Raw genomic sequence first — 26,858 nt, 5'->3', positions numbered from 1 at the left:
CCCCTGGCCGATCAACCGGTTGGCTCTATCTTGGCCTGATCCCGCGCCAGCTCCTCCCGCCGTGTCCACTTGCGATAGAACAGGGTGACAATGGTGGAGTTGATGACGATAAACAGGGAATACAGCACCGGCATCAGCAACACCTGCTGCTGCAGTTCACCGGTAAAGGCCAGGGTCACAATCAGCGCCGCCAGCGGACCATTCTGAATGCCGGTTTCCAGCGACACGGTTCTGGCCTTCTGCGGGCCGAGTTTCAGCACGCGCGAGAACAGATAGCCGAACAGGAAGCCGATCAGCCCGACCAGTATCACTGCTGCAAAGACCTGCCAGTGGGTCTCCACCAGCAACTGCCAGTTGCGCGGCGCCCAGGTCAGGACCAGGAACAGAATCACGATCACCCCGATCACCCCGCCAACCAGTTCCGTGACCGCACCGAAGTTGGCATTCTTGCGCCGAATCCACATGCCCAGCAGGGTCGGGATCAGCAGCACGAACAGCAGGGCTATGATTTCGGACGGCGGAATACGCAACGCATCCTCGACGCCGGCCGTATAGACCCCCATCAGCAACGGTACCATGACAATGGCCGCCAGCGTGGAGCATACTGTCATGATGATGCTCAGGCTGAGCAGGCTCTTCGAGAAGTAGGCAAAGATGTTGGACGTGGTGCCGCCCGGCATGCAGCCGATCAGCACCAGGCCCACTGTCTGCGGCCCGGAGAGGCCCAGAAAACGGGCCAGCGAGAAGGCGATCAGTGGCATCAGCAGATACTGGGAGCAGAAGCCAACCAGCACTGCCTGCGGATGCCGCAGGGAAAGGCGGAAATCCTTGAAGGTCAGTGACGACCCCATACCGAACATGATGACAATCATCATGACCGCCAACAACGTTTCTTCCAATGGACTCAACATGGTAATGCTCTCCTGTCAGCGGGTTCAGGCATCAGTCTTCGGGGCCGGCTCACGCAATTCCTTGCGCAGCACCTTGCCTACGGGGGTCTTGGGCAGATCATCGCGGAACTCGACCTGCTTCGGCACCTTGTAAGCCGCCAGCTCGTTGCGGCAGTGCCGGATGATGTCTTCCGCGGTAATGCCCTCTTCCCGCAACACCACAAAGGCCTTGACTGCCTCGCCGGACTGCTCGTCAGGCACCCCGATCACGGCCGACTCCTGTACCTGAGGTATCCGGGCAATGCAGTCTTCCACCTCATTGGGATAGACGTTGAAGCCGCTGACCAGCACCATGTCCTTCTTGCGGTCAACAATGCGGAAGTGGCCATCGGATTCCATCACGGCCACATCACCGGTATAGAACCAGCCATCCTTCAGCGATTGCTCGGTGTCTCCGGGGCGATTCCAGTAGCCCTGCATGACCTGCGGGCCCTTGACGATCATCTCGCCGGGCTCGCCCAGCGGCACCGTGGCACCCTCGTCGTCCACCAGCCTGACCTGAGTGTTCGGTGCCGGAATACCGATGCTGTCCGGTCGTTCATCGCCGATCAGGTTGAAACAGACCACCGGTGACGTCTCGGTCAGCCCGTAACCTTCGGAAATGGGACAGCCGACCAGACGCTGCCAGCGCTCGGCCACGGCCTTGTGCAGCGCCGTACCCCCGGCCAGCGCCACCTTCATGTGCCGCGGCGGATAGACGGTAAACCACTCCTCGTTCAGCAGCGCGTTGTAGAGGGTGTTGACCCCGGAAATCCAGCTGATCGGGAAGTTGTCGAAGGCGCGCTGACAGTTCTGAATCGGGCGCGGGCTCGGCACCAGGACGTTGTGGGCGCCGCTGTAATAGAACGCCAGCAGGTTCACGGTAAAGGCGAAGATGTGATACATCGGCAGGGCCGTGAGAATGCACTCCTGGCCGGGTGAGATGTGCCGCCCGGCCAGCGTGTCGACCTGTTCCAGATTGGCCAGCAGGTTGCCATGCGTCAGCACGGACCCTTTGCTGACGCCGGTAGTGCCACCGGTGTACTGCAACACTGCGGTGTCATCCCGGGTCAGGCCCTGCCAGTAGTCCTGCACCCTGATGTTGCCGTTGTCGCGCAGGCGGCGGCCTTCGGCCAGGGCCGCATCAATGCCGGTTGCTTCCATGCTGTGTCTGGGAATGGCCCGGTTCCAGTATTTCAGCACCAGATGCAGCACGCCCTTGACCACAGGCGGGAACCACTGCGCCACATGAGTCAGCACCACCTTGCGGATCGGGGTGCGCGGCAGAATGTCCTCCAGCTTGTCGGCAAAGAGGTTGACGATGACCAGCACCTCGGCGCCACTGTCGTTGAACTGGTGTTCCATTTCCGGACGCGTATAAAGCGGGTTGACGTTGACCAGCACACAGCCCGCCTTCAGGATGCCAAAGGCCACTACCGGCAGGGTCAGACAGTTGGGCATCTGTACCGCCACCCGAGCACCCGGCTCCAGTTTCAGGCCTTCGCGCAGGTAGACCGCAAAGGCATCCGACATCTCTTCCACCTCGGCGTAGGAGAGTCGGCCCGACATGCCATTGGGCATGCAGGTAGTAAACGCGATGTGGTCGGCATATTGCTGACCGGCCTGGGTCAGCATATCCGGCAAGCTGTTGGCCTTCACCAGGCCGGCATCGGGCTCCCGATGCGCGGCAGCATAATGCGCCGTCCAGGGAGCCGAATCATAAACATCATCATGAGACATGGAGGGGGCTCTCTTCTTGTTGTCCTTGAATTATCTTTATTATGATCGGCGCCGGGGGCAGACAAGCGCCAATCCGCTCTCTGGCATATTAGCCTGCTGTTTGCCCCCTCACCAGTTCTGCGTGCAGTGGAGCCCATAATCGCCGCCTGGCAGCGCCAGTTTCAAGCCAGCGGGAACAATGCTGGTTCCGACGGCCGGCATCAGGTATCCTGCGCGCGACCGATTGTCATTCACAGGCAGCCCCCTCCGATGACGCGCATCGATTTCCACATCCTGTCCTGCACCGGCTTCAACGAAGCGGCCCACTATGTGTGCCGACTGACCGAAAAAGCCTGGGCTGCCGGCCACTCGGTGCTGATCTACTGCGACGAAGACTGGCTGCAGGGGCTGGATGAGCACCTGTGGTCATTTCGGCCCGATGCCTTCGTGCCCCACCATCCACTGAGCGATGGTGAAACCCGCGTCAATCTCACCTGCAGCGAGGACTGTGGCGGCCATCACGATGTGCTGATCAGTCTGGCTCACCAGCAGCCTCCCCATTTTTCGCGTTTCAACCGCCTGATCGAGGTGGTATTCGAGGCGCCGGAGCTGAAAGCCGCCAAGCGGGCTCACTATCGGTTCTATCAGGAACGCGGCTACCCGCTGCAGAACCAGCGCGTGTAGGTGATATCAGTCAAGAGCATCCAGAAACCGGCGCAAGTGCCGCCTGCTGGCGGGGTACCCTAACCGCAGACACGCAAAAACTCATATCAGACCCGTCCCTGGGTCTGACCCTCCGGGCTCGCTTCGCTCGTGCAAAAACGCTCCCGGCGTTTTTGTCCCTGACAGCTCGACTCCGCACATCCCTGTGCGGAGACGGTCTGCGCCCAGGGCACCGCCGCCCGGCGGCCGCTCCCTCAGTGCCAGGCTTCAGGATCAGATGACCTGATTGGTCAAAATCCCGTAACCGCCGTCTCTCCATCGCGATATCCGTAGTGATCCGCTCACGGATTGATGCGCGAGAGCCTGCAAGCCGTTATACTGCACCCTTTCTTTTCAACGACTTAGCCCCGATTCAGGCCAGTTATCCATGGACAAGACCTACACGCCGCAAGACATTGAGCAGAAGCACTATCAGCGCTGGGAAGAGCACAACTGGTTTGCCCCCAGCGGCCAGGGCGACCCCTACTGCATCATGATTCCGCCGCCCAATGTCACCGGCAGTCTGCACATGGGTCATGCCTTTCAGCACACCATCATGGATGCCCTGACCCGCTTTCACCGCATGAAGGGCGACAACACCCTGTGGCAGCCCGGCAGTGACCATGCCGGTATCGCCACCCAGATGGTGGTGGAGCGCAAGCTGGCCGCCGAAGGCAAGAACCGCCACGACCTGGACCGTGAAGCCTTTATCGACAAGGTCTGGGAGTGGAAGGCCGAATCCGGCGGTACCATTACCCGCCAGATGCGCCACCTGGGCGACTCGGTGGACTGGTCACGCGAGCGCTTTACCATGGACGACGGCCTGTCCAATGCAGTACGGGAAGTCTTTGTGCGGCTGTACGAAGAGGGCCTGATCTATCGCGGCAAGCGCCTGGTCAACTGGGACCCGCTCTTCCAGACCGCCATCTCCGACCTTGAAGTAGAAAACAAGGACATCGATGGCCATATGTGGCACTTCAAGTACCCGTTGGCGGACGGGGAAACCTATGAATACATCGAAAAAGACGCTGACGGCAATATCACCTGCCGGGAGCGCCGAGACTACATATCCATTGCCACGACTCGCCCGGAAACCATGCTGGGCGATGGCGCGGTGGCAGTTAACCCTGACGACGAGCGTTATGTCTCCCTGATCGGCAAGCTGTGTGAGATCCCTGTTGGCCCCAAGGAGCACCGGCGCCTGATTCCCATTATCGCTGACCCATACCCGGACCCCGATTTCGGTTCGGGTGCGGTTAAAATTACCGGTGCTCATGATTTCAATGACTATGAGGTCGCGAAGCGCAACGGCATTCCGCTATACAATCTGATGGATCGTAAAGCCCATATGCGCACCGACGGCCTCTCCTACGAAGAAAGCGCTGCCTTGGCCACCCGTGCCGCGCAGGGCGCCGACATCGGCAATGTGGACGATGTCAACCTGGTGCCCACCGAACTGCGCGGCCTGGACCGCCTTGAGGCTCGTCGCCAGGTTGTAGACGCCATTACGGCTGAGGGCCTGGCGGTCACTGTGACCGACGCTGAAGGCAATGAAGTCCCTCTGGTCGAGAACAAGAAAATGATGCAACCCTTTGGTGATCGCTCCGGGGTGGTTATCGAGCCCTATCTCACCGATCAGTGGTTTGTCGCCGTTGAGGGCCTCGCCAAGCCCGCCATCGAAGCCGTGGAAAACGGCGATATCCAGTTTGTGCCCAAGAACTACGAAAACATGTACTTCGCCTGGATGCGTGACCTTCAGGACTGGTGCATCTCGCGTCAGCTCTGGTGGGGGCATCAGATTCCCGCCTGGTACGACGCCGCAGGCAAGGTTTATGTCGGCCGCAGCGAAGAGGAAGTGCGTCAGAAACACAGCCTCGGCACCGACGTGACCCTGACCCGGGATGAAGATGTGCTGGACACCTGGTTCAGTTCCGGTCTGTGGACCTTCTCCACGCTGGGCTGGCCGGAGAAAACACCGGACCTGCAGACCTTCCACCCGACCAGTGTGCTGGTCACCGGCTTCGACATCATCTTCTTCTGGGTGGCGCGCATGATCATGCTGACGCTGCACTTCATCAAGAATGAAGACGGCACGCCGCAGGTACCGTTCAAGCAGGTCTATGTCACGGGTCTGATTCGTGATGAAAACGGCCAGAAGATGTCCAAGTCCAAGGGCAATGTGATCGACCCGCTTGACCTGATCGACGGCATCGACATCGAGGACCTGGTGGCCAAGCGCACCGATGGCCTGATGCAGCCCAAGCTGGCGGCCAGGATCGAGAAGGCCACGCGCAAGTCGTTCCCCACCGGGTTCGAACCCAGCGGCACCGACGCCCTGCGCTTCACCCTGACTTCACTGGCCTCCACCGGGCGTGACGTCAATTTCGACGTCAAGCGCCTGGAAGGCTACCGTAATTTCTGCAACAAGCTGTGGAATGCGGCGCGCTATGTGCAGATGAACACGCGCGATGACAGCGGCCAGGCACTGGACTGCGGCCAGTTCGGTGCCAGTGCGGAAGTCAGTCTGTCGCTCGCCGACCGCTGGATTCGCTCGCGCCTGCAGGCAGTGGAAGCCGAGATCAATCAGTATTTCAGCCAGTACCGCTTCGACATGGCCAGCCAGGCGCTGTATGACTTTGTGTGGCACGAATACTGTGACTGGTACCTGGAGCTCAGCAAGCCCGTGTTCTGGGACGAACAGGCCACAGAAGCCCAGTTGCGCGGCACCCGGCGCACGCTGATCCGCGTGCTGGAAGCCATACTGCGCCTGGCACACCCGATCATGCCCTTCATCACAGAAGAGATCTGGCTGTCCATTCGCGAACTGGCCGGCGCCGAGGGCGACACCATCATGCTGCAGCCCTTCCCCGAACCGGATGACAACAAGCGCGATCTGGCAGCGGAAGCCGACATCGAGTGGGTCAAGGATGTGATCGTGGGGGTGCGCAATATCCGCGGCGAAATGAATATCGCCCCCGGAAGAGCCATCCCGGTGCTGCTCCAGAACGGCAATGCCGATGACCAGCGCCGGCTGGAAGCCAACCGGACGTTCCTGACCAAGCTGGCCAAGCTGGAAGACATCACCTGGCTGGCGGAGGATGACGAAGCCCCGATGTCGGCCACGCAACTGGTCGGTGACCTCAAGGTGCTGGTGCCCATGGCCGGACTGATCGATGTGGCCGCCGAAATGGCGCGTCTCGACAAGGAGATCAACAAGGTCGACAAGGAACTCAAGCGCGTCGAGGGCAAGCTGGGCAACGAGAAGTTCACCGCCAATGCGCCGGCCGAGGTGGTGCAGAAAGAGCAGGACAAGGCCGCCCAAGCGCGCCGCAGCCTCGAGCAGCTGAGCAGTCAGCGCGCGCGCATCGCCGCGCTGTAGCCCGGGCGAGGGACGTGTAGCGAGGGCGAGGGACGTGTAGCGAGGGCGGTCCGACGCTTCGGCGCAAGTCCCGATTAGGCGAGCAGATTCCGACATCTGGGGGTGCCGCCTGATGACTTGTGCCAACCGGCCCGTCGCCACGCTCGGGTACATGCAGGAGGGGTCCTGATCGGGGCCCTGCCGCCGTGGTCGGGGTGCTGGGTGAGCAGACACGCAAAAACCGTCGTCCCTGACAGCTCGACTGCGCACATCCATGTGCGCAGACGGTCTGCTCACCCAGCACCCACTCCCGGCGACCGCGCCATCGCAGGCTACTTTCAATGGGCGGCTGACGCCGCCATCGGCCAGGGGCTGGCCTCCCACGGAACATAACCACCGTAGGAGCGCACCCCGTGCGCGATGGGGCCGCAGGCCCCCGAGTTGGGGAGGCACTACTGGAGTGGCCCTGCAGCAAGGCGGCACGTTGTCCCGCTACGGCTTCTCATGTTCCAGCACGGCATCCAGTCCGGTTTCCAGCGGCCGCTGCGCCGCCTGCGTCCAGTGATACAGGCGCTGGTGCAGGTCCGCCTGTGCCGGAGAGTCCAGACTGCACTGCTGACAGTAGGCGGCAAAATCACGCAGTTTCAACAGCAGCTCAGCCAGATGCTGCGGGCAGCTGCAGGGCAGCGCATTGTCCTGCAGGGTGAAGCTCCGCAACTCACTGTCGGAAAACCTCGAGTCCGGGGTCTGCTCCAGCAGCCAGCGCATCAGGGCAGCCCAGTCCAGCGGACCCGCCTGGGTCACTACTCCGACGGCCTCCAGTTGCTGCAAGCGCCGGTTCAGCGCGTAGTGATACACCAGCAACACCGGCACCCCGGACTGCACCAGGCGCTGCACCCGGGACACATGCTGATCACTGAGTGACCCCACCTCCCAGACCAGAACACCGGTAGCCAGGCTGATATCGGCCTCATCCAGTGCACTGGCGCGTTCGGCAAACCAGGGTGCAAAATCCTTCACCACTCGCGGGCCGCAAAAACAAATACGGCCGGGAATGTCATCCGACGACTGCAGCGGACTCATGCGGCGCAGATCATCGGCAGGCATCGCCGCCAGATCAGCCAGGTTCCAGCCTCTGGCCTTCAGCTCACTGACGCGCTGCAGGCGTTCCAGATCAGCTTCCGTGTAAAGACGGTGCCCTCCGGGCGATCTCTGGCTGGCGTCAATGTCATAGCGGGCCGCCCACTTGCGTAAAGTAGCGGTACTCACACCAGTGCGGCGACTGGTTTCTGCCATACTGAATAGTAATGCTGTCTCACTCATGTCTCGATTTCCGTGCGAATTTTGGGCGACCGGTGATCTCATGTCACGGAAAGTACATACGTACACTACAACCCATTTGGTTTGGTGCATGATGATGTTTGACGACAGTGTGGCCTGGTATTCCGATATGGCAGCCCGTCATCCGGCGCTGCCGCCCGAGCAACAACGCCGTATGCTCTGGTCGTTGATGGTGAATGTCGTCCGCCTGCAATGCTGGCAGGGGCAACCCTGGCCCGAGTACATGCGGCGGTGTCGCGAGACTCTGGCTGCCTGCCGGGCCGGCAGTGCACCGATCTGGCAGACCGGACAGGACAACTATGCCTGGTGGCTGCAGCAGACCCGGGCAGCCGGCCCGGCAGGGCTGAACCGGCGCCGGGATCTGGTGCGCACGCTGCGCGACCGCCTGCTGCTGCACAATCAGCGCATGGTCATTCGCATTGCCCACCGCAAGCTGCCACGCGGTCTGGACTACGGTGATCTGGTGATGGAAGGCAATCTGGGCCTGATCCGGGCCGTGGACCTGTTCGACCCGCGCAAGAACTACCGTTTCTCAACCTATGCCCATTTCTGGATCGAACAGGCCGTCACGCTGGCCATCAAACAGAAAGGGCACACGGTACGCACACCTCTGAGCGCCCTGAACAAGGCCTGGAAAGAGCAGAAAGAGCACCGTGAAAGGGAGATCGAACTGAATCAGGACAGCCCACAGTCCAGTCCGGCCTGGGGCGGTTTCAGCGAGACGCTGTCACTGGATGATCCGGACGTATCACTGCATCTGAGCGATGAACAGAGCACCCAGCCCCAGGCGCAACTCGATGCTCGCCGGCTGGTGGAACAACTGACGCGCAATCTGCCCGAGCGCCTGCACCAGGTACTGGCCCTGCGCTACGGTATCGAACAGCGTGATGCCGTGGGCTATCGGGAAATCGCTGACCAGTTGGGCATCAGTCGGGAGCGGGCGCGCCAGTTGGAGCAGGAGGCGTTGAGAATGGTGCGGAAGGATCAGGCTACCGACCGATCAGCGTGAGGCCGCAGCCTCTTCCAGGCCCTCCAGAATGCTGCAATCCGAAGATTGATCACCCGGACAGTCGGCCACCAGATCGAGCAGGGTTTTGCGCATGCTTTCCAGATCGGCCAACTGCTGATCAATAGCCGCCAGCCGATGCCGGGCCACCCGCTGCACATCCATGCTGGCACGCTGCGGGTTATTGTGCAGCGCTACCAGACTGCGGCAGTCTTCAATGCTGAACCCAAGATCACGAGCTCGGCGCAGAAAACAAAGTTCCTGAATGTCGGTGGCGGAATAATCTCGATAACCGTTGGTCAGCCGTTTGCTGCTGAGCAGGCCGATTTCTTCGTAATAGCGGATGGTCTTGCTGGGCAGGCCGGAGGCTCTGGATGCTTCACCGATGCGCATGGAGAACTGCTACCTGCCTATGCGCGCACACTGATGTGCTGCCCCAGTGAGGAGAGCTCGGCGCTTTCAACCGCCGGGGTGACACTCTCTATCAGTTGCAGAGCACGGTCTTCGTGGCCATCCAGAGCCATGCGCAAAACCCGCAGGGATGCTTCCTCGCGTACGTCCGCATTCGCCCGCTGGCTGGCATAGGCCCCTACTGAGGCGGCTGAACCGAGATCCATGGCAGTGTCCTCATATCGTTTTGATCAACAGCCCCAGTATGGTCGAATATCGAACGGAGTCAAATCAGTATCCTCTTTGCTATAATGCGGCGGCAGTGCAAGGAGTAACCCGGGCGACCGCGACCGCGCGACCAGAACCCGAACAAAAAGAACTGATCGCCATGTGCAGCATGGCCCCGCAACACTGAGGAAGTGCAGATTCATGAAGTCCCTGTTTACCGGTCTGATGACCGGCACTCTGATGCTCAGCTTTACCATTCTGGGCATCATACCGATGATGATCATTGCCCTCTGCAAGCTGGTCATCCCGCTCTCCGCATTCCGACGCTTCTGTTCACTGGCAGTGATGTGGATTGCGGAGACCTGGGCCGAGGCGAACAAGCAGATGTTCAACCGCCTCACCTCCATCCACTGGCACATCACGGACCCGTCGCAACTCAGCCGCAACCAGTCCTATCTGCTGGTCTGCAATCATCAGTCCTGGGTCGACATACCGGCGCTGGTGCAGACGTTCAACCGGCGGCTGCCGTTCTACAAGTTTTTCCTGAAACAGCAATTGATCTGGGTACCGCTGCTGGGGCTGGCCTTCTGGGCGCTGGAATTTCCGTTCATGAAACGCTATTCCCAGGCCACCCTGAAAAAGAAGCCACACCTGCGTGGCAAGGACCTTCAGGCCACGCAACAGGCCTGTGAGCGCTACCGTGACATGCCGGTCACCCTGATCAATTTCCCCGAAGGCACGCGTTTTACACCGGCCAAGCACGCCCGTCAGCAGTCGCCCTATCGGCATCTGCTGCGCCCCAAGGCCGGTGGCATTGCCTTTGTGCTGCAGTCCATGGGCAACCAGATCGATCATATTCTGGATGTCACCATCCACTATCCGGACGGCAAGCCGACTTTCCTCAAGCTATTGTGTGGCCAGATTCGGCAAGTCAACATTGAAGTGAAGCAGTTGCCGGTCGAGCCGGCGTGGCGGCAGGGGGACTACCAGAACAACGAAGCCTATCGGCAGGCCTTTCAGCAGTGGGTCAGCGAACTCTGGGCCAGGAAAGACGCGCGTCTCGAGGCGCTTCAGCACTGACGCCGGTGCCCTGGCAGACGGCCGGGCACCGGAATTGAGCTTGCTCCTTCAGCCGCCTGTCTGGGCTGCAAAGCTGTCAAAGCGGCCTTGCAGGTCGGGCAATGGTACCGCACCCGGCACCCGCAGGGCCTGTCCTGTCGGGTTGTGCCGAATGAAGATGCCGGGCGTACCGCTGACTCCGGCACGCTGGCCTTCGTCCAGCATGGTCTCGACCCGGGCCTGCATCTCGGGATCGCTCAGACAGCTTTCGGTGGCTTCGCTCGACATGCCGGTGGCCACCATCAGCTCCGCCACACTCTGATCTTCCAGACCACGGCCACCGGAACGGGTACCGGCATAGTAGGCATCATTGAAGGCCCAGTAGGCCTCTGTGCCCAGTTCCCGCCCGACACATTCGGCGCCAATCGCGGCCTGCATGGCCTGGGGGTTGTGATTGGGCAACGGAAAGTGCCGATAGACCCGGTTCAGGTTGTCGTTGTTGGCATTGAATGACGAGGCGGTGTCATGAAATCTCTTGCAGAACGGGCACTCGAAATCCGAATACTCGATCAGTGAGAACTCCGCACTCTCGTCGCCCTGAATAAAGTCCTCGTCTGGGCTGGCCGGGCGCAGATTTTCCGCTGCGGCCCGCAGCTCCTGCTGCTGGGCTTCCCGCTGCGCCTGTTGCTGCCGTGCAATAAAGGCCTCCACCCCGCTGATGATCGTATCTTCAAGCTGCTCCTCAGTCAGACCCAGGGCCTGCAGGCGGGTTTCCATCCTTGCGTCAACCGCATCAGCCTGCGGGGCAGGTGGTGTCATGGCCGTTTTCAGACCACCCACTGCAGCGGCAGTGAAAATCAACCCGACCACAACAATCAACAGCACTCTGTTCACAAATCACCTCTATATTCCAGTTTTCGGTATTCGACACCGCTTGTTGTATTCAGAACCGCAGGGCATCCCGGGCGCGGTTTTCGATCTCCTGGCGGGCCCGGCGTTCGGCCTCTCGGCGCTCCTGATCCAGCCGCTGCTCAACCGCCCGGCGTTCATCCACCGCCCGCTGCTCAAGTGACGCCAGGGCCGCACGCACATCATTGTCGAGCGCATCACGCTTGCGCTCCCACTCGACACGCTGCGCATCCAGACGCTCCAGCTCGGCGCGTACCGGGGCTTCCAGTTCGCGCCGCCGGTCGTCCAGCTCGGCCCGCAGTTGCCCTTCCCACTCGGCAACCTGAGCGCCCACGGCGGCGCGCACGGCACTCGCGACCCGATCATCCAGATCGGACGACCAGCGGGTACGGGGGAAGACCGCATTGCCGCTGAAGTCGGCTCGCACATCAAACTGATTGACAGACTCCAGCGCCTGGCGCAACAGATTGCCCGAACGCCATTCTGCCGGCATGCCAAAACGGGTCTGCCCGAATTGCCAGTTCATGCCGCCGGTCCAGCCATTCTGCCAGCTTGCATCCAGAGACATGTCAGTCTGTGCGGAACGCAGGCCAACCGGCAACTCATCATGATCCAGTTGCCAGCCGGAGACGCGCCAGCGATCAATATTGAACTGCACATCCAGTTGATTGCCCTGACGGCGATCCCAGATCATATCCAGTTGCGCGGCTTCGGCCGCATCCAGCCGGGTAGAGCGCGCCTCCATGACGGCCGGTCGGTCGATCAGAACCGGATTGCTGGACAGATCAACGATGCGCCCGCCCCAGTCACCGCCGTCTGTGTGTGCCGAGATACGTGCCTCGCGCAACCAGAACCGGGGCACCGGGTTCTCTTCGGGGAACAGTACGAAATAGCTGTCCACGCCGCGGCGCTCTGTCTGCTGACTGTCACGACGACGCTCCAGCAGACGCTCGATCCACGGCAGGGCCGTGGCATACCACTGCTGTCCCTGTTCGATCCACTGGGCCCACTGTTCGCCCAGCAGCAGGCCGGCCAGGGCAATCTGCCCGTCCGGAGTCAGGTTGTAGGTATTCAGAATGGCGGCGATATCCTCTCCCGGACCCGCCAGCAGTTCATTCAGAGCCGAGCGGATATCCCGCTGACCGCTCTCGACGCTGTTCAGGAACTGCTCCATGGCCAGCCGGTCGGTAGCCACTGCCGCTGTCAGCTCGGACACCTCAGCGCGCACCTGCTGAATGGCATCCAGACTGTTCAGGTTGCGGTTCTGCAGTTGCTCTACCCGCTGGCGGTACGAGGCCAGGGTCTGATCATCCGGCAGGTTCTCGCCCCGCTCGGATACGTTACCGACCACACGTTCACGGGTGGCTGTTGCGGCGGCGGCCCGAGCCTCTGTTTCCAGCGGGCCATGGCGCTCCAGAGCGTCGCGCGGACTGGGCAGATCAACGGTATCCATGGCGCGCTGGGCTGCCGTCGGCCCTTCCCGCTGCGGCTTGGGCGCACGAGTGATCACCCGGCCCGGGCTGGCCCGCTCGGTATCAAAACGCAGCTCATCGACCGCCAGCGATTCCACCAGCACCTTGCCGGTCAGCAGCGCCCAGAGGTCGAGCTGCATCGCCACCTGCCCCACCTGCACCGCATTGTGACTGGGTCGATTGGGGTCCGTCATCTGGATATCGTCCACCACCAGCCCGAACGGCTGCCAGGCCACATCGGCATTACCCACATCAACCTGCGCGCCCTGTATGCGGGTCAGGTTGGACTGCAACAGCGAGCGGGCAATGACGTCAGCAAACAAATAGCCCCCGATCCAGAGGCCACCCACAACGGCGACAAAGGGAATCAGTCCACCCCAGCGGAACAGACGCGTAAACGAGGTTATTCCAGCCATGGTCAGAACCTCCGCCAGACATTGACAAAGCGCCCGTACCAGCTGTTGGCCTTGTTGGCCCTGAGCAGGTGATACTTCTGCAGTACCGGCACGACGTGCAGGCGCAACGGCGGAATGGACCAGTAGGCCAGATACGCCACCGGTACCAGCAACAGCAGACCGATGACCCAGCTACCCAGCATCAGGGTGTTGTGAAAATGCCACAGCTGCAGCGCCCGGCTCTGATACAGCGCCGTCCAGGTGTCCTGCCAGGCCGGATGCGTCAGCCACCACTCCCCTACCGCATGGGAGCCGTAGTCAAGACCCAGCGCAAACAGGCCGAACAGGGCCCAACCCGCCAGGGCACTGGCGAAGTTGACCCGCAACACCATCAGCAACAGCAGAATGACCACGCTGTGCAACCAGAACGGAGTAACCCCCAGCAACATGCCCAGGGCAAAGCCCCAGGCAATCTGCCAGGGACCGGCTTCGGAGGCGATGGCCTTGAGCAATTTGGCAACGGGGCCGAGAAATGGACCCAGCATGACACGATCTCCCTGTAATGAGATGTCCTGGCGGCGAGTATAGCCCTGCCGCTCGTTTGGAGCCATGTCTGCGACGCAATCTGTACACCTGGAATGCATTCAAAACATGTTTGCAATAATAATAATTCTCATTTATATTCTCTATCGTCTTCGGCTTTGCCGACTCCATTCTCAAACCCAACAAAGCTCTAACACGCATTGATAAGGAGATTCCATGTACAAACACCTGCTCGCCGCCACTGTGGCCGCCACCAGTCTCTGGGCCGGCACTGCCGCCGCCGCGGACCTGACCGTTTATTCCGGTCGTGGCGAATCTTTCGTACGCCCGATCGTGCAGCAATTCGAACGCGATACCGGCCTCTCGGTAGACGTTCGCTATGGCGGCACTTCCGAACTGGCCGTACTGCTGCAGGAAGAAGGCAGCCGCACTCCAGCCGACCTGTTCTGGGGTCAGGATGCCGGCGCCATGGGCGCTCTGGCCAATGCCGGCCTGCTGGCTACCCTGCCGGAGCACGTCTATGACAACCTGCCGGACATCTACACCAGCCGCACCGGCGAGTGGGTCGCCACCAGCGGCCGGGCCCGGGTACTGGCCTATTCTCCGGAGCGTGCACCGGAAACCGAACATCCCGAGTCCGTGTTCGACCTGGTCAATGAAGAATATCGTGGTCGCGTCAGTGTCGCGCCGACCAACGGCAGCTTCCAGGCCTTTGTCACCGCCATGCGCGTCGAACACGGCGATGACCGCACTCTGGAATGGCTGCAGGCCCTGCGTGACAACGATGCTCAGGTCTACCGCAACAACACCACCCAGGTGATTGCCATTGCCGAAGGTGAAGTCGACTATGCCTTGGTCAACAACTACTACCTGCCGCGCTTCACCGGCGACAACCCGGACTACCCGGTACGCCAGAAGTTCTTCACCTCGGGTGATATCGGCAACATGGTCAATGTGGCCGGTATTGCACTGTTGGACGCCAGCGACAACCAGGACGCCGCAGTCCAGTTTGTCGAGTACCTGCTGACTCAGTCAGCGCAACAGTACTTTACTTCAGTGGTCAACGAGTACTCGGTACGCAGTGATGTCATCAGCAACCCGGACCTGACTGACCTGTCCGAGGTACTGGCAAGCGCCCCCGTGATCGACCTGGATGACCTGGCCGATCTGGACGGTACGCTGGAACTGCTGCGCGAAGCAGGCTGGCTGTAAACGCACAGACCACTCCGGGCGGGTTCTGCCCGGAGTGGGCTCTTCCGGGATACCTGCTGCCGCTCTCACAGCAAGAGTATCCCGACTCTTGATCCAGAGCAGGAAGTCCGCTCTGAAACGGGCGTCCAACTTGCTTCCAAGCTGAAACTCATTATCATTCCGGTTTTGTTTTCGGGCAGTAAGGTGAATATTCTGACCGCCATCGTCTTCAAACCTGCACGACACCGCATACCGCCCTATATCCTGTGGCCTTCGGTACTGGTGATTGTGCTGATGACACTGCCCCTGTTCTACCTGGTGCTGCGCGCCCTGCAGGCCGACTGGGCCACCGTTCAGCATCTGGTTTTCCGCCCGCGCAATCTGGACCTGATGCTCAATACGCTGCGCCTGATGTTTGGCGTTGCCGCTGTCTGTACCGCTATTGCCCTGCCGCTGGCCTGGCTGGTGGTCAAAACCGACCTGCCCGGGCGCCGCTGGGTGACCCTGCTGGCGGTCATGCCGCTGGCCGTACCGGGCTATGTGATGGCCTATGCGCTGCTGAGCGTAGGTGGTTTCCATGGTGTCTCGGCGCTGTGGTTCGGCGTTCGACTGCCCCGCATTCAGGGGTATTGGGGGGCCACCATAGCCCTCAGTCTTTACACCTTTCCCTATCTGTTTCTGAACCTGCGCGCAGCCCTGCACGGCCTGGATGCCAATCTGGAAGAAAGTGCTGCCAGTCTGGGCTATTCGCGCTGGCATATTTTCCGCAGTGTCACCCTGCCGCACCTGCTGCCGGCCATGCTGGCCGGCTGGCTGGTGATACTGCTGTATACCCTGGGCGATTTCGGCGCCATCGCGTTGATGCGCTATGAAGTGTTCAGCTATGCCATTTATACCCAGATCTCCAGCGCTTCGGACCGCATCTATGCGGCCTGGCTGTCCCTGATGCTGCTGGCCATGGCTCTGACCTTCGTGGCGCTGGAAGCCTTCGTGGTGCACAAGAAGAAGTATGCCCGCACCGGGTCCGGAGCGGCGCGTCAGGCCCGCCCCATGCGGCTGGGCTGGATGGCCCTGCCCGCCTGGCTGTTTGTGCTGGCAGTGGTGCTGGTGTCACTGGGCCTGCCAAGCCTGATTCTGACCTATTGGCTGGTATTGTCGCCGCCGGATATCAGTTTCTTCACGGACGTGCCCGTCACCTTCCTGCGTTCGGCGTCGGCAGCCATTCCCGCTGCCATACTGGCGGCGCTGCTGGCCATACCGGTGGCCTACCTGTCAGTGCGCTACCCGTCCCGGCTGGCCGCGGCCGTGGAGCGCACGGCCTATATCGGTTATTCGATCCCGCCGCTGACGCTGGGTCTGGCACTGGTGTTCTTTTCGCTGCACACGGCTCACTTTCTCTACCAGACGGTGCCGCTGCTGATTCTGGGCTGGGTCATGGCCACCCTGGCGCTGGCCCTGGGACCTATTCGCTCGTCACTGCTGCAGACCCGACCCAATCTGGAAGAGTCCGCCCAGTCACTGGGCCATGGGCCGCTGTCGACCTTTTTCCGCGTCATGCTGCCGCGCCTCAACCGCGGGGTCATTACCGGGGTAGTGCTGGTGTTCGTCTTTCTGATGAAGGAACTGCCGATCACCTTCCTGCTCAGGCCGACCGGCTATGACACCCTGGCCGTCACCGTATTCACGCGCACCACCGAAGGCATGTATGCTGAGGCGGCGCCCTTCGCAGCAGCCATAGTCGTATTTTCCAGCCTGACGGTGGCCCTGATGCTGAGCCGGGAGAGCAAACGATGAACAGTGCACTGCCCCGCCATCGGCTCCAGGAGCCGAAGGCGAATCATGATGACAGCGCCGCGGCCCAGCCAGCGGCCGCAGACAAGCGAGGTTCCATGCAGAACGCCGACCCGGCCCCATTGCTGCAACTGCAGCAGTTGACCAAACGCTACCGCGCCGAAGATGCAGCTGCCGTGCAGGACGTCAGTTTTGACCTGCACGAGGGCGAGATACTGGCGCTGCTGGGTCCCAGCGGTTGCGGCAAGACCACGACGCTGCGCATGATCGCCGGTTTCGAAACGCCCGATGCAGGTGATGTCCTGATCCACGGGCGCAGCGTGCTCGAACTGGCACCGCGCGACCGCCATATTGGTGTTGTGTTTCAGGACTATGCGCTGTTTCCGCACCTGAACCTGCTGCGCAATGTCATGTTCGGCATGCAACAGGTACCTCGTGCTCAACGCGCTGAACGGGCCAGAGAGTGGCTGCAACTGGTCGGCCTGGCCACTTTCGCCGAACGCATGCCCGACGAGCTTTCGGGCGGCCAGCAACAGCGAGCAGCCCTGGCCCGCACCCTGGCGGCAGAGCCCAGACTGGTGCTGCTGGATGAACCCTTTTCCAACCTGGATGCAGCGCTGCGGGAAAGCACCCGCATTGAAGTCCGCCAGTTGCTCAAGAAGGCCGGCACCACGGCAATTCTGGTCACGCATGATCAGGCCGAGGCGCTGTCCTTTGCCGACCGGGTCGGTGTCATGCAGGCTGGCCGCCTGTGCCAGACCGGGACACCAGAGACGGTCTACCATGTGCCCGAAACCGCCTTTGTCGCCGAGTTTCTCGGGCACACCAATCTGCTGCCCTGCCTGGCGCAGGGGCGGCAGGCCCAGTCTCCACTGGGTGAAATCAACCTGAGCACCGAGGCTCAGGGCGAGGTCATGGTCTCACTGCGGCCGGAACACCTGAGCCTGGAGGCCAGCCCGGCCAGCGACGCCAACTGCGAAGTCATCAGCCGGGAATTCCGCGGCCATGACAACTTCTACCGCGTGCAGACCGCAGGTACCACACCGGCAGAGTACAAGGTGCTCGCACCCTATGACTGCGTCTTGCCCGCTGGCGCCCCGGCCCGCCTGACACCTCGGCAGCCAGGCGTTATACTGCGAGGCTGAATCGCGTCCGGCTTTCTGGCCGGACCACACCCGATCCCGGGGTTCTCACCCGACACAATATTCAGGAACACTCTGTCTATGCGCGCCTATATGGATTTCATGCGCCAGAATGCCGCTCTGCTGGCTTTCGGTTTTCTGGCCTTTTTCTGGGGCAATTTCGGCCAGTCATTCTTCATTGCCTGGTTCGGCACCCCGATACAGCAGGATCTGGGGCTCAGTGCCTCGGCCTACAGCCTGGCGTATTCCGTCGCCACTCTGGGCAGCGCCGCGTCGATCATCGTTGTGGGCGCCCTGATCGACCGCGTTCGGCTGAGCTACTATGTCGCCACCGTCGGCATCGGCCTGGGCCTGGCCATGCTGGTGCTGGCCAATGCGGTCAACTTCTGGACCCTGCTGACCGGTTTCTTTCTGTTGCGGCTCTGCGGTCAGGGCCTGATGCCGCACACCGGCATCAGCACCATGGCCCGCTACTTCGAGCACGGCCGGGGCAAGGCCATGAGCATTGCAGCCTCGGGCACGCCGGTGGGCGAGATGCTGATGCCGCTGGCCGTGGTGGGCATTCTGGCCTGGGTAGGCTGGCGCGGCAGCTGGTTGCTGTTTGCCGCCCTGGTGCCGCTGGTTCTGCTGCCGGTCATGTGGCTGCTGCTGCGCCGCATCGGCCGCTCGCACTCGCTGGACCCGGCGCAGGCAGCAAAGGAAACCGAAGGCGAAACAGGCGCGGAACTGGCCTACCGGCGCCGTGATGTGCTGCGCGATGCCCGCTTCTGGCTGGTTCTGCCGGTGCTGTTGTCGGGTGGCTTTCTGGTCACTGCGGTGTTCATACACCAGGGTTTTCTGCTGCAGACCAAGGGCTGGTCGCCCGAATGGTTTGCGCTCTGCTTTGCCGTCTATGGGGCCATGCACTGGCTGGGCAGCCTGGGCATGGGCGTGCTGGTGGACCGCTTCAGCGCCCGTCAGATGATGCGGGTCTGCATGTTCCCCACCCTGCTGGGCTTGCTGCTGCTGATTCCGGCCCAGCATCCGCTGATGGCCATGGTGTTCATGTTCCTGGCCGGCACCAGCATGGGCGCCACGGCACCGGTCATGGGCGCGCTGTGGGCAGAGGTCTATGGCGTGCGCCATATCGGGGCCATTCGTTCCCTGGTCACCGCCTGCGGGGTACTGGCAACCTCCGCATCGCCGCTGATGGTGGGGCTGGCCATTGATGCCGACGTCAGCCTGACGTCCATGCTGATCAGCAGTGTGGTCTTGCTCTGTGTGGTGATCACGCTGTCCCAGTTCGCCTTTACCGGCAACAGAGCCCCGCAAAGCTAGAACAGCGAGCCGTAATCCCGCTCCAACTGGTCGAAGGAGAGCTGGCCGATAAAGCGACCGAAGCTGAGCCAGGTCGTCAGCCCGCGCAGGTCGCGGAAATGCGGCGGTACAAACTTAGGGGGTGCAATCACCCCCTGATCGTACAGTTCGGTGATCAGGCGGAAATCATCTATCGACAGCTTGCCGACCAGCAACAGCGGCAGGCGGTCGATACGCCCCAACTGAATGGCCACCCGAATCAGGTTGTAGGTCAGCACAAAGCCTTTCACATAGGCCAGGTCCTTGGTGAACGGCAGGCCTTCCGGCGTACTGCCGCGAAACACCCTTTGCGCCATGGTATAGGCCGCATCTTCGCTGACCCCTTGCGCCATATAGTGGCGATAGATGTCGATAAAGGTCGCGCCTTCGGAGGCCATGGCCGTCGCCTGCACCCGATTGACCAGCTTGGCCAGACGGCGCGGGGTGGATTTCAGGGTGATGATCTCGGTGAGCACGGCCAGGCCTTCCTGGGTGATGGTGGCGCTGGGCGTGCCCTTGCTCAGACAGGTTAGCCAGGGCTGCGCCAGCCCGTTCTGGGTGGTGCCGACATGAATCCAGGCCTCGTGCACTTCCAGAATATCCAGCTCGCGCTGGGAAAAGAGCACGTCCTGATTCAGCTTGATGCGGTCGCTGCCTGCTGCGGCATCGCTGAGAATGCCATCGGACAGCATGATCTGCACCGGCACATCCGGCATGCTGGCATCCACCTGCGCCTGCAGCCGACGCATCGCTTCAGCGGCCGGTATGTCTTTGGGTTCTTCCGGCATCTGGTCGCTGGCCAGCAGGCCTGCCAGTGGCTGCTGCAGCATGTCGGCCAGTTCGGCCAGCGTCGGCTCCCCGGCATGAAAGGCATCATGCGAGTCACCAAACAGCTCGACAGAAAGATTATGGAACTCCCGCGTGCCCCGCGCTTCCAGCATGCGGATGACATCCCGGTACTCGCGGCACATCTTGCTCATGTACTGGGTCATGGGGTTCAACTGGCCCAGTTGGCGCACCACATCACGCTGCAGGTCGGAAAAAGCCTGGCGCAGCTCCGCCGGCTCGAAACCCAGCGGGCGGTTGGCATAATAGTCCCGGTCCACCTCCGGGTTGCGTTCGCCCTGGTAACGAAAGAAGGTCTCGCGCACGCTGCGATCCCAGTTCACGGCATCGAGAATACGAATCGGCGCCTGCAGACTGACCAGCCGCTCCGACAGCTCGCGGGCCTGATGCAGCAGGGGTTCAGTGGTCATGGGCTGCCTTGCGCGGAGAATGATTCATGCGTGTTACAATAGCCCAACACAGCCAATCCGGCGAAGCCTTTTCGGACGAATTGACTCATGCTGAGCGACAACCAGCTACTGCGTTATTCACGGCATATCTTTCTGCCCGAGATCGACATCCAGGGTCAGCAGGCGCTGGCCGATGCCCGGGTACTGGTGCTGGGCGCCGGGGGCCTGGGCAGCCCGGCGCTGATGTATCTGGCCGCCGCCGGGGTTGGCCATCTGGTGGTTTCGGACCCGGACGTGGTCGAGCTGTCCAACCTGCAACGGCAGATAGTGCATCGACAGGACAGCCTCGACCAGCTCAAGGCCGACTCGGCACGCCGGCATCTGCTGGCTCTGAACCCGGATATCGAGGTGGATGCCCTGCCCCGGGCGCTGGACGACGATGAGCTGCAACAGCAGGCGGCCGCCGCCACAGTGGTGGTGGTCGGCACGGACAACTTCAGCAGCCGTCATGCGGCCAATCGGGCCTGTCTGAGCACCGGCACACCGCTGGTGTCTGCGGCGGCCATCGCCTGGGAAGCGCAGATCAGCACCTTTGACCCCCGCCTGGCTGACTCGCCCTGCTTTGCCTGCCTGTATCCGGACAGCAACGAACAGGCCCTGAACTGCGCCGAAACCGGGGTGGTATCACCCCTGGTGGGCATGCTGGGCAGCTACCAGGCTCTGGAAGTGATCAAGCTGATTACCGGCGCCGGCACGCCCCTGATCGGGCGCCTGCAATTGTTCGACGCCCGCCACGGTGAATGGCAGACCCTGCGCCTGAAGCGCAACCCCGAGTGCCCCGCCTGTGCCTCATTTGTAGCGAGCGACACGAGTCGCGATTGAGGCGGGTAGCTGCCGACACTCGGGGTGTCGTCTCTGCGGGTACCCTGCCTGAACACCGTCGCCACGCTCGGGTACAGGCCTGTGAGACACGCAAAAAACGGCATCCATGCCAGCTCGGTTGCGGCCGTCCCTGGCCGCAAACGGTCTCACAGGCCTGTACCCGGCAGGCGACTCCAACCCTGCCACCGTACCGTAGGCTGTGCGGTCCGACGGTTCGGGCCTTGCTCACGCATTCGAGCCAAGGGCCACAGCCTACAATGAGGCCGCATCGAAAATTGGTGCAGGTGGTGCGGCCGCCGGGCGGTGGTGCACTGAGCCGCAGACCGTCTGCGCACATGGATGTGCGCAGTCGAGCTGTCAGGGACGACGTTTTTTGCGTGTCTGCGGCCAGGGTACCACCGCAGAGGAGGCTGAGCTCTCAGCCTTGTCAAACGCGGCGACGGTGTTCAGCCAGGGGAGGATGCGTGGCCAAGGGCCACAGCCTACTTGGTGGTGTGGCGGTGAGCGCCGTCCCAGTCGTCATCGAGCGTCTGCGTGCGCAGTTCCTCGATGCGCTCGAGATAGACGCTGTAGAGCTTGGCCCGCGCCGGCGGTGCGTTCTGCAGCAGCGCTGCAAAGGCGGTTGATGCGGCTGGCCAGTCGCGCTGCCGATACAGCGCCCAGGCCTGTTCGTAGGCCTCCAGTTCTGCCCTCAGATCAGGCGTGACCTCGGACTCCCGGCACACCGGCTGGTAGGTGCGTACCGGCTCCGTCTTGCCTTTGACGACAATCAGATCAATAAAGCGGAAGGCGTAGCCCTGACACTGGTTGCGCGTGCTTTCGCTGATCAGCACATCCACTCCATAAAACTTGGTCAGGCTTTCCAGCCGCGAACCCAGATTCACCGCATCCCCAAGCACCGTATAGGCCTTGCGGTACTCCGAACCCATGTCGCCGACGTTCATGTGGCCGGTATTCAGCCCGATCCCGACCGTGATCTCGGGCAGGCCGTCAGCCCTGAACTCGGGCTTCAGCGCATTGACCCGGTCAATCATGTCCATGGCGGCATCCAGAGCATCCTGCGCATGCTGCGGGTTTTCCAGCGGCGCACCCCAGAAGGCCATGACCATGTCGCCCACATACTTGTCGATGGTGCCCCGGCGCTCGAAGATGAGGCGGGTAATAGGCGTGAAATAGCGATTCAGCAGGTCCTTGAGTTCCGTGGCCGACAACTGTTCGGAGATGCTGGTAAAGCTGCGGATATCAGAAAACAGAACGGTCAGCTCCCGGTTCTCACCCTGAAAACCGAAGTCGTCGTCACCCGCCTGCAACATGCGGTCGATGTGCTCCGCCGGAACATACTGCCCGAACATGGAGTGCACTTCCTGCCGGGAAGCGCGCTCGCGCAGGAAGCCTTCCAGCATATTGAAGGCACCGAGAAAGACGATCAGCAACAGCACGGCCGCCACGGGCACATTGGCCCAGTGCACAGTCCAGGCCCAGTAGTTCAGTCCGGCAACGACCACCAGACAGCCCAGCGTCATGCCCAGCAGCGGCAGGGGCCCGAAACGCCGGAACCAGAAACTGAACAGAATGCCCAGCACCAGCATCAGCAACGCTGTATACAGATGCGTATCATGCAACTGATGGCCGATATTCCCGGTGATCAGGCCATTGACCAGGTTGGCATGTATCTCTACCCCAGGGTAGGCGTTGTCGAGCGGCGTGGCCCGCAGGTCCAGCAAACCGATGGAGGAGGTGCCCACCAGCACAATGGCGCCGTCCAGCAGGGCCTGCTCGTCCTCGGACAGCCGACCTTCGATAACATCCGTGGCCGACACATAGGGGAAGGTTTTCTGCCCCCCCACATAGGGCACCAACACCCGGCTGAAGGCATCGGTGTTGATTCGGTTCGGCCCACCCTCGGCAGCCACATCCACGGAACGGAACACCCGTCGCGGGCCTTCTTCCGCGATGCGGAAGTTCACTTCATCCGGGGCATAGAGAAAATAGTTGTAGACCGTGGCCAGCGCCAGACTGGTGTACAGGTGCTCTTCATACTCCTGCAGCAGGGCCACGCGCCGGATCACGCCATCCAGATCCGGCACCGGATTGATCAGCCCGCCGGATTCCGCCGCCTCCTGCAATGCCGGCAGGTTGCCTACATGACCGCGCGCCCTGACAGTAGTCAGTGGTGTCTGCGCCTGGTCATCCAGCCCCGGATCCTGTACCGGTGCCAGCGGCGATGGCAGCGAACCCACTGCGGTCCGATCATCCGGATAGAAGGAATACCCCAGCACTGCCCCGGCATCGCGCAGCGACTCGGCAAACAGGCTGTCATAGTCGACATCATCCTGCAGACCCGCAACCAGACCGGAGATCAGCTCATCATCCAGCAGCTCGGCCATTTCAAGCGCAATATTGCGCTCCGGTTCGGAAAACACCACATCATAGGTAATGGTGTAGACGCCCGCGTCCAGCAGACGGTCATTGAGGGCTGTCATCACCAGCCGGGACCAGGGCCAGCGCCCCTGCTCAGCCAGACTCTGCTCATCAATATCGATGATGACGATGGGGGGTTCGTCGGCGACGGCCGGCATCGGCAGCATGCGCATGCGGGTGTCGTAGTAGAGATAGTCCAGGCGCTCCAGTACCTGCGAGTCATAGGTCGGAATATTGCGCCGCATCTCCTCGCCCGCCAGCAGCACAGTCACCGCCAGTGACAGCAGAATACCCCAACTGGAGCGAGCGATACTGAGGCCCCGGCGCATCCAGCGGCGCAGGGTGGTGGGGGATGCTTGCACGGCCTGGCTCCCTCAGAGTGGTCCGAAAAGAGTACACCAGTTTTTATCCGGGTTGAAACTCACAACAGGCAGCAATTGCAGGTATGATAACCAAAACGGCACAGCCCGGACCCTGGTGAAATGACAAGGAGACCAAGATGGCGGTAAAAAGTGTGGCCCTGGTGGCCCATGACAACAAGAAAAAGGAACTGGTCGACTGGGTAGCCCGCAACCAGACCCGCTTCGCCCAACTGGAACTGTTCGCCACCGGTACCACCGGCCGCCTGTTGGCCGAAAGCCTTGGCCGTGACGACATACACCGCCTGCTCAGCGGTCCCCTGGGAGGCGATCAGCAGATAGGCGCCAAGATTGCCGAAGGCGCGATCGACCTGCTGGTCTTTTTCTGGGATCCGCTCGAACCCCAGCCGCATGACCCCGACATCAAGGCGCTGCTGCGCATTGCAGCCCTGTGGAATATTCCGGTGGCCTGCAACAGCGCCACGGCAGAATTCATCCTGACCTCGGCCTACATGACCGATGACCAGTATGCGGTGCCGCGCCCGGACTTTTCCTACTACACCGATCGCAACCTGCAACCCTGACCGTCCGCTTAAGGTTCTTGCAGGGAGTCAGCGGAGTCTGCCATGAGCGGTGAAATACTCTTTGTCTTCGGTCTGCTGGCCATCACCATAGTGGTGTTTATTGCCGACCGGTTCCGCATGGATCTGGTCGCCATTACCGTCATGGTGGTGCTGGCCATATCGGGCATCGTGACCCCGACCCAGGCCGTATCCGGGTTTGGCGAACCGGTGGTCATCACCATTGCAGCCCTGTTCGTGGTCGGCGAGGCCCTGTTTCGCACCGGTGTTGCGGCGGCCGTCGGCCACTGGATTCTCAAGGTTGGCGGCAACAGCGAGACCCGCCTGCTGTTGCTTCTGCTGCCGGTGATCGCCCTGCTGTCGGCCTTCATGAGCAGCACCGGCGCGGTGGCATTGCTGATCCCGGTAGTGCTCAGCATGGCCCGGCAGTCGGATCTGCGCGCTTCCCGGGTGCTGATGCCGATGGCCTTTGCCGCCCTGATTGGCGGCATGCTGACGTTGATCGGCACGCCGCCCAATATCATCGTCACTGATGCCCTCGCGGCAGCGGACATCGACACCTTCAGTTTCTTTGCCTTCACGCCCCTGGGGCTGGCTGTGCTGGCGGTGGGCACCCTGTATCTGGTCGGTGTCGCCCGGTTTCTGCTGCCGGACCGCGAGAGCCCCGAAACGGGCGAACCGCAGGACCGGATGGACAGCTATTTCGAACGCTACCGGTTGCAGGACCCGCTGCACCGTCTGCGCGTATCAGTTGACAGCCCGTTGCTGGGCAAGACCATTCTGGAAAGCGCGCTGCGCACGCGCTATGAAGTCACTGTGGTTGGTTTGCGTCATGCGGACCAGCGGCGCAGCGTCATCCAGACCGCCCTGGTGGATACACGCATCCAGATCAATGACGAACTCTTTGTCTACGGGGCTCCTGCAGCTGTGGCACTGCTCGCACAGGAGCAGAGTCTGGACAATATGGGTCTGTCCGAGTCAGACCGCCGGCGCATGAATGCCTGGTTCGGCGTCAGCGAAATACTGCTGACGCCGGAGTCTTCCCTGCGCAACCAGACCCTGAAAGACCTCCGCTTTCGCGAGCAGTACAGCCTCAATGTGATTGGCGTGCGACGGGGTTCCGAACCGGTAGCCACCCGCTACAGCGATACCCCGCTGCACTCCGGGGATTCACTGCTGCTGGCCGGTTCCTGGGCCAACCTGCGCAAGCTGTCGACAGGGCGGGATTTCGTCATTACCAGCCGGCCGGCGGAGATGCAGGATGCCCCCACCCACGGCGAAAAGGCACCACTGGCGATAGCCATCATGATCGGCATGGTGGTGCTGATGACCACCGGGGCCCTGTCCAATCTGGGGGCGGTGCTGCTGGCGGCGCTGCTGATGGTGGTCACCGGCTGTCTCAACCTGACCGAAGCCTACCGGTCGCTGAATGCTCAGAGCCTGGTGTTGATTGCCGGCATGATCCCGCTCGCTCTGGCCATGGAGACGTCGGGCGCGGCAGCGCTGCTGATCGAACAGACGCTGACCCTGTTCGGCGAGGCCAACCCCCTGCTGATTGCCGCCGGGCTCTTTGTGCTGACCTCGGTGCTCAGCCAGTTCATTTCCAACACCGCCACCACGGTGCTGATGGCTCCGCTGACACTGGGTATAGCCCAGGGGCTGGGTCTGAGCCCGCTGCCCTTCATGATGACCATTGCCATCGCCGCTTCCACGGCGTTTGCCACGCCCATTGCCTCACCGGTAAATACGCTGGTGGTTAACCCGGGCAACTACCGGTTCAGCGACTTCCTGAAAGTCGGGATACCTCTGCAACTGCTGGCCATGGCGGTAACGCTGACGATGTTGCCGTTTCTGTTCCCGTTCTGAGCGC

21 protein-coding genes are annotated in these 26,858 nt (G+C 61.7%); 11 read left to right on the top strand and 10 right to left on the bottom strand.

From position 1 onward, the window contains the following. Window positions 1-11 precede the first annotated feature (11 nt). Both E4656_RS01390 and E4656_RS01385 read right to left on the bottom strand, forming a co-directional pair. Window positions 12-911 (bottom strand): bile acid:sodium symporter family protein, encoded by a 900-nt coding sequence (locus tag E4656_RS01390; RefSeq protein ID WP_135480505.1) that lies wholly within the window; start codon window positions 909-911, stop codon window positions 12-14. A gap of 24 nt (window positions 912-935) precedes the next feature. Continuing rightward, a complete protein-coding gene (locus E4656_RS01385; protein WP_135480503.1) occupies window positions 936-2,669 on the bottom strand; it encodes an AMP-binding protein in 1,734 nt (577 codons plus the stop codon). Window positions 2,670-2,918: 249 nt separating this feature from the next. Between E4656_RS01385 and E4656_RS01380 the strand changes: the two genes are divergently transcribed. After that, window positions 2,919-3,332: a DNA polymerase III subunit chi gene (locus E4656_RS01380; RefSeq protein WP_135480501.1), complete on the top strand. Its 414-nt coding sequence runs from the start codon at window positions 2,919-2,921 to the stop codon at window positions 3,330-3,332. Window positions 3,333-3,738: 406 nt separating this feature from the next. Then, a complete protein-coding gene (locus E4656_RS01375; protein WP_135480499.1) occupies window positions 3,739-6,729 on the top strand; it encodes a valine--tRNA ligase in 2,991 nt (996 codons plus the stop codon). 471 nt (window positions 6,730-7,200) lie between these two features. Here E4656_RS01375 and E4656_RS01370 read toward each other — a convergent pair whose 3' ends face one another. Beyond that, window positions 7,201-8,031: a MerR family transcriptional regulator gene (locus E4656_RS01370; RefSeq protein ID WP_167855886.1), complete on the bottom strand. Its 831-nt coding sequence runs from the start codon at window positions 8,029-8,031 to the stop codon at window positions 7,201-7,203. Window positions 8,032-8,119: 88 nt separating this feature from the next. Between E4656_RS01370 and E4656_RS01365 the strand changes: the two genes are divergently transcribed. After that, entirely contained in the window at window positions 8,120-9,058 is a 939-nt protein-coding gene (locus E4656_RS01365) for a sigma-70 family RNA polymerase sigma factor (protein ID WP_167855885.1), read from the top strand. On the opposite strand, the gene E4656_RS01360 is transcribed toward E4656_RS01365, so the two are convergent. Both E4656_RS01360 and E4656_RS01355 read right to left on the bottom strand, forming a co-directional pair. Further along, window positions 9,050-9,448 (bottom strand): MerR family transcriptional regulator, encoded by a 399-nt coding sequence (locus E4656_RS01360; RefSeq protein ID WP_135480494.1) that lies wholly within the window; start codon window positions 9,446-9,448, stop codon window positions 9,050-9,052. The two genes, E4656_RS01365 and E4656_RS01360, sit on opposite strands and share 9 nt — an antisense overlap. Window positions 9,449-9,465: 17 nt before the next feature. Continuing rightward, window positions 9,466-9,672 carry a YjfB family protein gene (locus E4656_RS01355; RefSeq protein ID WP_135480492.1) on the bottom strand — a complete coding sequence of 69 codons (207 nt, stop codon included), beginning with the start codon at window positions 9,670-9,672 and terminating at the stop codon, window positions 9,466-9,468. Between the two features lie 202 nt (window positions 9,673-9,874). Here E4656_RS01355 and E4656_RS01350 point away from each other — a divergent pair, with 202 nt between their 5' ends. Further along, a complete protein-coding gene (locus E4656_RS01350; protein WP_135480490.1) occupies window positions 9,875-10,753 on the top strand; it encodes an acyltransferase in 879 nt (292 codons plus the stop codon). A 48-nt stretch (window positions 10,754-10,801) separates the two neighbouring features. Here E4656_RS01350 and E4656_RS01345 read toward each other — a convergent pair whose 3' ends face one another. The 3 genes from E4656_RS01345 to E4656_RS01335 are packed head-to-tail and all read right to left on the bottom strand — an operon-like array spanning window position 10,802 to window position 14,053. Beyond that, window positions 10,802-11,626: a DsbA family protein gene (locus tag E4656_RS01345; protein WP_135480489.1), complete on the bottom strand. Its 825-nt coding sequence runs from the start codon at window positions 11,624-11,626 to the stop codon at window positions 10,802-10,804. A 49-nt stretch (window positions 11,627-11,675) separates the two neighbouring features. Beyond that, entirely contained in the window at window positions 11,676-13,529 is a 1,854-nt protein-coding gene (locus tag E4656_RS01340; RefSeq protein WP_135480487.1) for a TIGR03545 family protein, read from the bottom strand. A gap of 2 nt (window positions 13,530-13,531) precedes the next feature. Next, the gene (locus E4656_RS01335; RefSeq protein ID WP_167855884.1) at window positions 13,532-14,053 is read right to left on the bottom strand and encodes a TIGR03546 family protein; all 522 of its coding nucleotides are present in this window, start codon (window positions 14,051-14,053) and stop codon (window positions 13,532-13,534) included. A gap of 214 nt (window positions 14,054-14,267) precedes the next feature. Here E4656_RS01335 and E4656_RS01330 point away from each other — a divergent pair, with 214 nt between their 5' ends. The 4 genes from E4656_RS01330 to E4656_RS01315 all read left to right on the top strand — a co-directional run bounded on the left by E4656_RS01330 (window position 14,268) and on the right by E4656_RS01315 (window position 19,492). Further along, window positions 14,268-15,263, top strand: coding sequence for an iron ABC transporter substrate-binding protein (locus E4656_RS01330; RefSeq protein WP_135480483.1), 996 nt, complete (start codon window positions 14,268-14,270; stop codon window positions 15,261-15,263). A 183-nt stretch (window positions 15,264-15,446) separates the two neighbouring features. Further along, complete coding sequence (locus tag E4656_RS01325) at window positions 15,447-17,036, top strand: ABC transporter permease (RefSeq protein WP_205849065.1); 1,590 nt, start codon at window positions 15,447-15,449, stop codon at window positions 17,034-17,036. Beyond that, a complete protein-coding gene (locus tag E4656_RS01320) occupies window positions 17,033-18,178 on the top strand; it encodes an ABC transporter ATP-binding protein (RefSeq protein ID WP_205849064.1) in 1,146 nt (381 codons plus the stop codon). Before E4656_RS01325 ends, E4656_RS01320 begins: the two co-directional genes overlap by 4 nt. A 78-nt stretch (window positions 18,179-18,256) precedes the next feature. After that, a complete protein-coding gene (locus E4656_RS01315; RefSeq protein WP_135480482.1) occupies window positions 18,257-19,492 on the top strand; it encodes an MFS transporter in 1,236 nt (411 codons plus the stop codon). Here the strand turns inward: E4656_RS01315 and E4656_RS01310 are convergent. After that, window positions 19,489-20,766: a flavohemoglobin expression-modulating QEGLA motif protein gene (locus E4656_RS01310; RefSeq protein WP_135480480.1), complete on the bottom strand. Its 1,278-nt coding sequence runs from the start codon at window positions 20,764-20,766 to the stop codon at window positions 19,489-19,491. The two genes, E4656_RS01315 and E4656_RS01310, sit on opposite strands and share 4 nt — an antisense overlap. An 87-nt stretch (window positions 20,767-20,853) precedes the next feature. Between E4656_RS01310 and E4656_RS01305 the strand changes: the two genes are divergently transcribed. Continuing rightward, entirely contained in the window at window positions 20,854-21,627 is a 774-nt protein-coding gene (locus tag E4656_RS01305; RefSeq protein ID WP_205849063.1) for a HesA/MoeB/ThiF family protein, read from the top strand. Window positions 21,628-22,109: 482 nt separating this feature from the next. On the opposite strand, the gene E4656_RS01300 is transcribed toward E4656_RS01305, so the two are convergent. Beyond that, window positions 22,110-24,410, bottom strand: coding sequence for a CHASE2 domain-containing protein (locus tag E4656_RS01300; protein ID WP_135480478.1), 2,301 nt, complete (start codon window positions 24,408-24,410; stop codon window positions 22,110-22,112). Window positions 24,411-24,547: 137 nt separating this feature from the next. On the opposite strand from E4656_RS01300, the gene E4656_RS01295 reads away from it, so the two are divergent. Both E4656_RS01295 and E4656_RS01290 read left to right on the top strand, forming a co-directional pair. Beyond that, window positions 24,548-24,991, top strand: coding sequence for a methylglyoxal synthase (locus E4656_RS01295; protein WP_135480476.1), 444 nt, complete (start codon window positions 24,548-24,550; stop codon window positions 24,989-24,991). Window positions 24,992-25,033: 42 nt separating this feature from the next. After that, window positions 25,034-26,854 (top strand): SLC13 family permease, encoded by a 1,821-nt coding sequence (locus E4656_RS01290; RefSeq protein ID WP_135480474.1) that lies wholly within the window; start codon window positions 25,034-25,036, stop codon window positions 26,852-26,854. The last annotated feature ends 4 nt before the right edge of the window (window positions 26,855-26,858 follow it).

It is taken from the genome of Natronospirillum operosum (assembly GCF_004768465.1).
GTDB lineage: Bacteria > Pseudomonadota > Gammaproteobacteria > Pseudomonadales > Natronospirillaceae > Natronospirillum > Natronospirillum operosum.
This window is presented reverse-complemented; position numbering and strand designations above follow the sequence as displayed.